This is a genomic window from Paraburkholderia sp. BR10141 (assembly GCF_056155635.1).
In genome coordinates, this window is the sequence record NZ_JBMIQH010000077.1 from 1 (window position 1) to 9,210 (window position 9,210).

Consider the following 9,210-nt stretch of genomic DNA (forward strand, 5'->3'; position numbering starts at 1 on the left):
ACACTTTAGTACGCGGTCGGGATCATTCAATGAATTTTTAACTCAGGACACTAGCCGCATGCACGGCCACCGATGCCGCGAGGCCGAAAGCGGCGCCCGCCACACTGCGCAAGATTGCCTTCTTCATGTCGTCCTTTCTGGTTTGCTAGTTTTGTTGAATGGTTTTGCGCGTATCGATCTTCACGCGAGCGCGCCGACGCGAAACACCGAAACCGCTTCCTTCATCGATTGCGCCTGGTGCTCCAGCGCGCTCGCGGCCGCCGCCGCCTGCTCAACGAGCGCGGCATTCTGCTGCGTGACCTGATCCATCTGGCTCACGGCCATGCCTACCTGCTGAATGCCCGTGCTCTGTTCGGCGGTGGCCGTCGTGATCTCGGCCATGATGGTGGCGACATTGCGCACCGAGTTGACGATCTCGTTCATCGCCTCGCCTGCCTGCGCGACGAGCGCGTTGCCGTTGCGCACGTCTTCAATCGAAGCGCCAATCAGCTCCTTGATCTCGCGCGCGGCACCTGCACTGCGCTGCGCGAGCGTGCGCACTTCGCCCGCGACCACGGCGAAGCCGCGTCCCTGCTCGCCCGCGCGCGCCGATTCCACGGCGGCGTTGAGTGCAAGAATATTGGTCTGGAACGCGATGCTGTCGATCATGCTCGTGATCTCGGCAATCTTCTGCGAGCTGGCGCTGATGTCCTGCATGGTTTGCACGGCGCGTCCGACCACGTCGCCGCCGCGCTGCGCGAGTTCGGCCGCGCCCGTGGCGAGCGTGCTGGCCTCGGATGCGTTCACGGAGTTCTGCTTCACCGTGGAGGTGAGTTCTTCCATGCTCGCGGCGGTTTCTTCGAGCGAGGCGGACTGCTCCTCCGTACGGCTCGACAGATCGAGATTGCCCGCCGCGATCTCGCGCGCGGCCGTGTGAATCGCGTCGCAACTGTCGCGCACGCCGGCCACGGTGTGCGAGAGCCCCGCCTGCATCCGGCGCATGGCGGCGAACAGCAGGCCGATTTCGTTGCGGCCCGCTTCGGGCACGCGCACGGTGAGATCGTTCGAAGCGATGCGGTCGAGCACGGCCGCGGCGTCGGCCAGCGGGCGCGACACGATGCGCTGCAAGGCGAAATGCGTGACGACGACGAGCGCCAGCGCGATGGCCACGCCCACGCCCACGAGCGTGACGATCCATCCATAGCGCGCATTGCCGTCGTCGAGCGTGGCCTCGGCGAGCGCGTTGGCGAGCTTCTGGAACTTCTCCACGTTCACGGAATAGGCCGCGCCCGCGGCGGTGATGTCGGTGTCGTTGACCGCAACGTAAGCGGCCGTGTCGCCGTTGCGCAGCGCGTCGGTGGCGCGCGTGAGCGTGTTCGAGAGTTGCGCCGCCGATTCGAGCAACTGGCGCTTGAGGTCCGCGTCCATACCGTCGAACGCCGGGGCGTTGGCGAACGCCTGGGTCTCGCTCGCCGAAAGCTCGAAGCTATGGGCCGCGCTCTTCAGCGCGGAGTCGCGCGTGGCCGTGTCGTTGCGTTCCTTGAGCGCGCTGTAGCCGCGCACGAGCGCCGAACGCGTGCGCGTGGTGTCCTTGTAGGCGTCGTTGACCAGAATGGTCTGGCGCGCGATTTCATGCAGGCGTTGGGCGCTGGCGTTCGACTCCTTGAGCGAGAACACGCCCGCGAAGCCGCCAATCAGGATCATCACGCCAAAGATCACCAGCACTGCAAGGAGGCTGGCTCGTACCGTCGTGTTGCGCATGTTGCTTCAATCCCCGGTTTCCATGGTGTTCTTCTTTACGGCTCAAACGCCGGAGTCTTGAGGGTGCAGACGCCATGTTGTCCAACAACTTGACCGCATCATCCCACCATCGCGCGGTTATCCTGAAATTCGAGTTTACCCTGATACCGACTCAACAGGCATACAGTCTGGTTGCTTCGGCTTCCCGGGCGTTGTACGATTAGCTCAGACAACCGGCCATGATGTCAAACAACTTACCGACAACTGGCTGAACAAGCAGCTAATCAGGTCCGCAAACGGAACGCGCCTGACGCGAGTCAGGCGCGTTCTTGCTTAAGTAGATGCGGCGCGCACGAGGCGCGCCGTCCGGAGACAGCAGATGCTGGCCGCAGCGTGAGCGCAGCGGCCAGCATCTCGCGCACGAGAGAGGTCGATCCACATGTCGTTGAGCCGCACCGCCACGCAGTCCGATGTCGCCAGGCGCACCAGGGTGCGCTACCTGATCCTCTCGCTGATCTTCATCATCACCACGCTCAACTACGCGGACCGCGCCACGCTCTCGGTCACGGGTTCGGCCATGCGCACCGAGTTCGGTCTCGACGCCATCCACATGGGCTACATCTTCTCGGCGTTCAGCTGGGCCTATGTGCTCGCGCAGGTGCCCGCGGGCTGGGTGCTCGACCGCTTCGGCGCGCGCCGCGTGTACGCGGGCAGCATCTTCCTGTGGTCGCTCTTCACGCTGCTGCAAAGCTCGATTGGCCTGCTCGGCAGCGCGGGCGCCGCGATTGCGGGCCTCTTCGCGCTGCGCTTCGCGATGGGCGCGGCCGAAGCGCCCGCCTTCCCCGCCAACGCCAAAGTGGTGGCGAGCTGGTTCCCGGCGAAAGAGCGCGGCACGGCGTCGGCGATTTTCAATTCGGCGCAGTATTTCGCAGCCGTGGTGTTCACGCCGCTCATGGCGTGGCTCACGCACGCGTATGGCTGGCATCACGTCTATATCGTGATGGGCGTGGGCGGCCTCGTGCTCGCCTTCGCGTGGATCCGGTTCATGAAGAATCCGGCCGATCATCCGGGCGTGAACCAGCAGGAACTCGAATACATCGAGGCGGGCGGCGGCATCGTGAACGGGCATCAACGCGCAGCGCGCGGCGAACGCAAGGGCGCGAACTGGGCGGTCATCCGCCAGCTGCTCGGCAACCGCATGCTGCTGGGCGTCTATCTCGCGCAGTACTGCATCAACGTGCTCACGTACTTCTTTCTCACGTGGTTCCCGATCTACCTCGTGCAGGCGCGCCACATGACCATCCTGAAGGCGGGGCTGATCGCTTCGCTGCCGGCTATCTGCGGCTTCCTGGGAGGGGTCCTGGGCGGCGTGGCTTCGGACGCCCTGATCCGTTCGGGCCGCTCGCTCACCATGGCGCGCAAGGTGCCGATCGTCGGCGGCATGGTGCTCTCGTCGTGTATCGTCGGCTGCAACTACGTGAACAGCGACTGGATCGTGGTCGCGCTCATGTCGCTCGCGTTCTTCGGCAAGGGCCTGGGCGCGCTCGGCTGGGCCGTGATCGCCGATACCGCGCCGCGCGAAGCGATCGGCCTCTCGGGCTCGATCTTCAACATGTTCGGCAATATGGCCGGCATCGTCACGCCGATCGTGATCGGCTATCTCGTGGCGGAAACCGGCTCGTTCAACGGCGCGCTTGCCTTTGTCGGCATCAACGCGATCGTGACGGTGATCAGCTATCTCGTAATCGTGAAGGACATCAAGCGCGTGGAGTTGAAGCCTGCCTGATTGTGTGTGATCGTGCGACGCGCTATGGCTTCTCGTGGGCCCGCCGCGCGAGCGTGCGGGCCGCGACGATCGCCGCAGCGAAGCCCGAAGCCGCGCCCACCAGCAAGGCCCAGCGCGGCCCCCAGTGGTCGGCGACCCACCCCACGATCGGCGCACCGATGGGCGTGCCGCCCAGCGCCACGGCCAGCCGAATCGCCAGCACGCGGCCCCGCATGCCGGGCTCGGTGGAAAGCTGCATGAGGCTGTTGGTTTCGGTGGTGAACGTGAGCGCCGCGATGCCGATCATCACGAGCGCGCCGCCGAACCACCAGTAGCCCGGCGCAACCGAAGCCAGCAGGCACCCCACCCCGAACGCCGCCGCCGCGAACAGCAGCGAGATGAAACGCGGATGGCTGCGCCCCGCGCCGAAGAAGGCGCCGCTCATGGTCCCTACCGCCATCATGGAAGACAGGAGTCCGTAGCGTCCCGCGTCGGCGTGAAAGACGTTCACGGCCATCGTCGAGATGAAGATCGGAAAGTTCAGCCCGAAGGTGCCGATCAGGAACAGCATGACGAGAATGGCCCGCAGGTCCGGACGCGCCCACACGTAGTGGAACCCCGCAGCAATACCGCCCTTCGCGGGTTGCGTACATCTTGCCGAACGCAGCTCGTCCACGCGCAGACGCGTAAGCGAGATCAGCACGGCCACGAACGACAGACCGTTGAGCAGGAAGGCCCAGCCCACGCCCACCGATGCGATGACGATTCCCGCCACGGCCGGGCCGATCATGCGCGCGGCGTTGAACGAGGTGGAATTGAGCGCAACGGCGTTGGAGAGATCGGCGTCGCCCACCAGCTCCGAGACGAAGGTTTGCCGCACCGGCGAATCGAATGCCGTCGTGCAGCCGAACAGGAACGCGAACACGTACACGTGCCAAAGCTGTACGAGACCTGTTGCCGTGAGCACGCCCAGTGCAATGGCCAGCGTGCCGAGCAACGCCTGCGTGACCATGAGCAGCTTGCGCTGGTCGAAGTGATCGGCGGCGAAGCCCGACCAGGGCATGAACAGCATTTGCGGCCCGAACTGCAGGCCCATCACGATACCGACCGCCGCCGCGCTGTGATGCGTGAGCCCGGTGAGCACGAGCCAGTCTTGCGCCGTGCGCTGCATCCACGTGCCGACGTTCGAGACGAGCGCGCCCGCCGACCATACGCGATAGTTGTAAGTCCTGAGCGAACGAAAGAACCCGGAAGCTGGAGCGCCCATGTGACGGCCTCGTCTTAGTCGGCCACGAGCCGCTTGAGCAGTTCGATCGCGGCGGCGAGCTGCTCCTGCTCCACGCCGGAAAGGCGCGCTTTTATCCTGCGCGAGAGCCAGTCCTGGCGCGCCGCGCGCCCCTCCTTGAGCCACTCGCGAAAAGTGTCAGTCAGCGACCAGAGCGTTTGGCGCCCGTCGTTGGGGTCTGGTGCGCCGCTGATATGGCCCGCGGCCTCGAGCGGCGCGATGAGCGTGCCCATCGACTGCGGGCGCATGCCCTCCGCGCGCGCGAGGCTCGACACCGTGGACGGCCCCTCGCGTTCGAGCCGCTGCAGCACGGCCATCTGGGAAGGCGTGAAGTCGCCGAGGATCGCCTGCTCGCGAAAACGGCGGCGCAGCTGCCCGACCAGGGCGCGCAGGTCGCCGGCAAGCGCCGCGGCGAGGTCGGGAGGGGGAGTTTGGGCGCGTTCGGTCATCCCCGCATTCTAGGAGATATGAAGGTAAACTGCAAAGCTAACCTTCATATCTCCGGCAACGTGGCAAGCGCGGCCGAACGCGTCACCGGCGCGCCCGCAGCCACTTTTCCCGCTCGCCCAGGCGCCGCTTCCAGTCAGGCGCAAGGCCCGGAATGGCGATCAGCTCGACCAGCGCATCGATGGACGGACGATGCGACAACTGCACCTGCCAGAATTCGTCGATGGAGAACCGTTCCGTCTGCCGCTCGACGAGCGTGATGGCGTCGCCCGGCGCAATCACGCCCGGGCGCAGGACACGGTAATACCAGCCGGTGATGCACCCCTCGGCAATATGCATCGACATGCGCTCGACGCCGAAGCGATGATTGATCTTCCAGCACGGGCTGCGTGGTTGCGAGACTTGCAGCATGGCGCTGCCAACCTGGTAGGTGTCGCCGATGTGCACGTTACGTTCGGTCAGCCCCGAGGCCGAGATGTTCTCGCCGAGACTGCCGGGCACCAGGGCCTCGGCGCACTCCGCGAACGCCTGCGCGATGCGCGCGTAATGCTCCGCCGCGTAGTGATGGACGGCTTTTTCCGGGCCGCCGTGGATGCGTGGGTCGCCATGCTCGTCGCCGACGATCCCCTGCGCATCGATGCGAACCGACCCGGCGATGCGCCGCTTGAAAATGCCGCTGCGCTGCCCTTCGTGGTCCAGATAACCCATCCCCCCGGCGAACAGGCACCCAATGTTCGTAGTCAACACCGTCACCACGTGCTTCCTCCGGTTCGCGTTTACGACACTGTGCCCGCGCCGTTCAATCCAGTAAAGTGATGGTAAATGATGAAATCCATCATTATTTATGATTCATGGAATTCGCCATGGAGATGCGTCAGCTAAAGATTTTCTGTGCGGTGGCGGAGCACGGCAGCTTCACCGCGGCGGCCGAGAGGGTGCACACCGTGCAGTCCAACGTCACGATGCGCGTCAAGGAACTCGAAGCCGAGCTCGGTCAGCCATTGTTTATCCGGCAAAAGAGCGGCGTGGTGCTCACTTCGGCCGGGCAAACCTTTCTGGGCTACGCCCAACGCATCCTCCAGCTCACCGAAGAGAGCCGCAACGCGCTGCTCGATACCGCCACGCCGGCAGGCACGTTGAGGCTCGGCTCGATGGAGACGACGGCGGCAATCCGCCTGCCCCAGGTACTGGCCAGATACCGCGGGAAGTATCCTCAGGTCCAGTTGTCTCTGCTCACCGGCACGACCGCCGAGCTGATCAAGGCCGTCGAAAGCCATCGCCTCGATGGCGCATTCGTCGGCGGTCTGCACCAGAATCCGGTGCTCGCGCAAGACGAGGTCTTCCAGGAGGAACTCGTCCTCGTGAGCAGCTGCGAGTTCGCCTCGCTCGGCGAACTCATCCAGGTCATGCCGCAGCAGACGGTGCTGGTCTTCCGCACGGGCTGCTTCTATCGCTCCACGCTCGAACACTGGTTCTATCAGGTCGGGCTCGTGCCCAACCAGGTGCTCGAACTGGGCACGCTCGACGGCATCCTCTCATGCGTGGCCGCGGGCATGGGCGTGACGCTGCTGCCAAAGGCCGTTGCGCAAAACTACGCAGCGCGCGAGGCCATCGCCCTTCACGCGCTCCCGCGCGAGTTCGCCAACGTCAAGACGGTATTCATCCGCCGCAACGACACACTGGCGACTCCGGCGTTGAGCGCGTTCGTCGCGCTCGCGCGCGACCAGCTCGCGCTGTCCACTGACGACACGAAAGCGAAACGCGCGAGTCCGGCGAATCGCAAGAGCACGCGGCGTTCGACGGCAGCGGCCTGAACGCCGCCGTCAAACGCACCAGGGTCAGCATGCGGCGCGGCACTCGGCCGGCTCCACTTGCGGCAACGCCCGGTTTGCGCCATATGCCAGACCATCGAGCATCGCCTGGGCATTCGCCGCAACCGTCGACGCCGGCAGCCCCGCCACCAGCTCCGCCACGCGCTCGGCTGCCGGCACCACGCCGACGATCTTGCTGACGCCCTGCCCCGCATAGAGCGAGAGCTTCTGCGCCATGCGCGGTTTGTCGATCATGCGTGCGCCGCCGCCAACGAAGCGCAGCAGGTTCCATTTGTCGCGATTCGGAATCACACAATGAGGCGTGCCGTACGGCCAGCCGAACGAATACCCGGTGCGATACTCGATGTCGTCCACGCTGGCTTCGACAATCTTTTGCTTGTAGAGCGGGTGCGCATTCGATTCGTCGGTCGCAACGAACGCGGTGCCCACGAGCACTCCCGAAGCGCCGAGCAGCATCGCGGCCCGCACATCGTCGCGTGTCGTCATGCCCCCGGCCGCCAGCACCGGACGTCCCTGCGCGACCTCGCAGATCGCGGGCAACAGCGACATGACGCCGATCGTCCCCCGGTTGAGGTGGCCGCCGCTTTCGCTGCCCTGCGCGACGACGATATCCGCGCCGTGCCGGATCGCGTGCCGCGCGAGCGCAACCGAGCCGACCTGGACCATGACGATCATGCCCGCGTCCTTGGCACGCGGAATCATGTCCGCCGCATAGTCTTCGGCGTAGAACAACGACAGCATGCGCGGCCGCTCCTGCAATACGACCTGGAACTGGGCTTCGAACACGGTCGGGCCGCCGAACTTCGGCACAAGATTCACGCCGAAGGGCCTGTCCGTCAGCTCGCGCGTTTCCCGTATCCACCGGCGCAGCGCGAGCGGCGGCAAACGCAGCCCGCCGAGCGTCCCCATGCCGCCGGCATTGGCCACTGCGGCAACGAGCTTCGGGCCGGAAATCGCCGCCATGCCGCCAAGAAAGACGGGATACCGGACGCCGCACAGCTGCGTGACCGCGTTCCCGCCGAAGGCCGATTTGAATTCGCTCATCGCTCAAAGCTCCACGTGTTTGCCAAGCATCCGCTTGAGGGCGTCATTGCCCAGCGCGAAATGATTCTTCAGTGCTCCGAACAGATGCAACGCGAGGCCCAGCAGAAAGGCCGTCGCTCCGATATCGAAAAGGATGTCCACGACCCGTTGCACTGCCACGTTGGGCTCGATGAGCGTGGGGATCGCCAATCCCCCCGGCAACTCGACGGCGACACCGGCCGCCGCGCGGGAAAGCCATACCGCCACCGGCAGCAGCACCATGGCAAGCGCGAGGCCCACCGCAACGGAGCGGCTGACGATCACTTCGACGGGGTTCGGCGTGCCTACGGGCAGCGGATGATACGAAGAGAGCCGTGCCCAGAGCCGATAGATCGACACGACGAACAGCACGGCGCCCAGCAGATTCTGCGTACGCACGAGGCTCAGTCGTTGGACGTCTTCCGCGGTCAACATGAGCCCGACGCCGCATCCGGCGATCGACAGCAGCAGCGCTGCGACGATCCAGTGCAGCGCGATCGTGATGGGCGAAAAGCCCAGACCGTTGTCACGCATTTGCATGATTGTCTCCTTGTTGGCGTTCTCTAGTGGCTGACCGCTCCGGACGCGCCGAAGCCGGTCTGCGCGCGGATGGCCTGCTCGCCGAAGTCGTCGCGCTCGCGCTGCGCCCGTTGGCTGCGGTCCGTGACGGAGCCCAGCCAGGCAAACAGAAACGCGATGCTCATCGACACGATGGCCGGATAGTCGTAGGGGAAGATCGCCTTCGCATGGCCCAGCACCGTGACCCAGATGGCGGGCGACAGAATGACGAGGGTGACGGCGCTCACCAGGCCCGCGATGCCGCCGGTGAGCGCGCCGCGCGTCGTCAGCCCCTTCCAGTACATCGAAAGCGCGAGGATCGGAAAATTCACCGAGGCGGCGACGCCGAACGTCAGTGCGACGAGAAACGCGATGTTCTGATCCTTGAACACGATACCCAGCAGCACCGCCACCACGCCAATGCATACCGACGCGATCCTGGAGACCCGCCGCTCGCTCGCGGGATCGGCCCGGTTCTTCTTGAGCACCATCACGTAGAGGTCGTGCGAGATGGCTGACGTACCCGCCATCGTGAGCCCGGA

Annotated in this window: 9 protein-coding genes; 2 read left to right on the forward strand and 7 right to left on the reverse strand. The window is 65.2% G+C overall.

Features of this window, described 5'->3' with window-relative positions:
• Positions 1-180 precede the first annotated feature (180 nt).
• Complete coding sequence (locus ACOJB8_RS40230; protein ID WP_475017787.1) at positions 181-1,740, reverse strand: methyl-accepting chemotaxis protein; 1,560 nt, start codon at positions 1,738-1,740, stop codon at positions 181-183.
• 418 nt (positions 1,741-2,158) lie between these two features.
• Between ACOJB8_RS40230 and ACOJB8_RS40235 the strand changes: the two genes are divergently transcribed.
• Complete coding sequence (locus tag ACOJB8_RS40235; RefSeq protein WP_475017789.1) at positions 2,159-3,505, forward strand: MFS transporter; 1,347 nt, start codon at positions 2,159-2,161, stop codon at positions 3,503-3,505.
• A 22-nt stretch (positions 3,506-3,527) separates the two neighbouring features.
• Here the strand turns inward: ACOJB8_RS40235 and ACOJB8_RS40240 are convergent, their stop codons facing one another.
• The 3 genes from ACOJB8_RS40240 to ACOJB8_RS40250 all read right to left on the reverse strand — a co-directional run bounded on the left by ACOJB8_RS40240 (position 3,528) and on the right by ACOJB8_RS40250 (position 5,972).
• On the reverse strand, positions 3,528-4,751 hold the full coding sequence (locus ACOJB8_RS40240; RefSeq protein WP_475017791.1) for an MFS transporter: 1,224 nt from the start codon (positions 4,749-4,751) through the stop codon (positions 3,528-3,530).
• A gap of 14 nt (positions 4,752-4,765) precedes the next feature.
• On the reverse strand, positions 4,766-5,218 hold the full coding sequence (locus ACOJB8_RS40245; RefSeq protein ID WP_475017793.1) for a MarR family winged helix-turn-helix transcriptional regulator: 453 nt from the start codon (positions 5,216-5,218) through the stop codon (positions 4,766-4,768).
• Between the two features lie 82 nt (positions 5,219-5,300).
• Positions 5,301-5,972 (reverse strand): MOSC domain-containing protein, encoded by a 672-nt coding sequence (locus ACOJB8_RS40250; RefSeq protein WP_342922010.1) that lies wholly within the window; start codon positions 5,970-5,972, stop codon positions 5,301-5,303.
• 107 nt (positions 5,973-6,079) lie between these two features.
• On the opposite strand from ACOJB8_RS40250, the gene ACOJB8_RS40255 reads away from it, so the two are divergent.
• Complete coding sequence (locus tag ACOJB8_RS40255) at positions 6,080-7,030, forward strand: LysR family transcriptional regulator (protein ID WP_342922011.1); 951 nt, start codon at positions 6,080-6,082, stop codon at positions 7,028-7,030.
• A gap of 24 nt (positions 7,031-7,054) precedes the next feature.
• Here the strand turns inward: ACOJB8_RS40255 and ACOJB8_RS40260 are convergent, their stop codons facing one another.
• The 3 genes from ACOJB8_RS40260 to ACOJB8_RS40270 all read right to left on the reverse strand — a co-directional run.
• Positions 7,055-8,092, reverse strand: coding sequence for an NAD(P)H-dependent flavin oxidoreductase (locus ACOJB8_RS40260; protein ID WP_475017795.1), 1,038 nt, complete (start codon positions 8,090-8,092; stop codon positions 7,055-7,057).
• Between the two features lie 3 nt (positions 8,093-8,095).
• Positions 8,096-8,650, reverse strand: coding sequence for a cytochrome b (locus ACOJB8_RS40265; RefSeq protein WP_342922013.1), 555 nt, complete (start codon positions 8,648-8,650; stop codon positions 8,096-8,098).
• A 23-nt stretch (positions 8,651-8,673) separates the two neighbouring features.
• A partial coding sequence (locus ACOJB8_RS40270; RefSeq protein ID WP_475017796.1) for a sodium:solute symporter family transporter occupies positions 8,674-9,210 on the reverse strand: 537 nt, incomplete at its 5' end.

What these genes read in the sequence shown, in the direction of transcription:
- ACOJB8_RS40230 (WP_475017787.1), bottom strand. Translation starts at nt 1,740, where the DNA reads ATGCGCAACACGACGGTACGAGCCAGCCTCCTTGCAGTGCTGGTGATC.
- ACOJB8_RS40235 (WP_475017789.1), top strand. Translation starts at nt 2,159, where the DNA reads ATGTCGTTGAGCCGCACCGCCACGCAGTCCGATGTCGCCAGGCGCACC.
- ACOJB8_RS40240 (WP_475017791.1), bottom strand. Translation starts at nt 4,751, where the DNA reads ATGGGCGCTCCAGCTTCCGGGTTCTTTCGTTCGCTCAGGACTTACAAC.
- ACOJB8_RS40245 (WP_475017793.1), bottom strand. Translation starts at nt 5,218, where the DNA reads ATGACCGAACGCGCCCAAACTCCCCCTCCCGACCTCGCCGCGGCGCTT.
- ACOJB8_RS40255 (WP_342922011.1), top strand. Translation starts at nt 6,080, where the DNA reads ATGGAGATGCGTCAGCTAAAGATTTTCTGTGCGGTGGCGGAGCACGGC.
- ACOJB8_RS40260 (WP_475017795.1), bottom strand. Translation starts at nt 8,092, where the DNA reads ATGAGCGAATTCAAATCGGCCTTCGGCGGGAACGCGGTCACGCAGCTG.
- ACOJB8_RS40265 (WP_342922013.1), bottom strand. Translation starts at nt 8,650, where the DNA reads ATGCAAATGCGTGACAACGGTCTGGGCTTTTCGCCCATCACGATCGCG.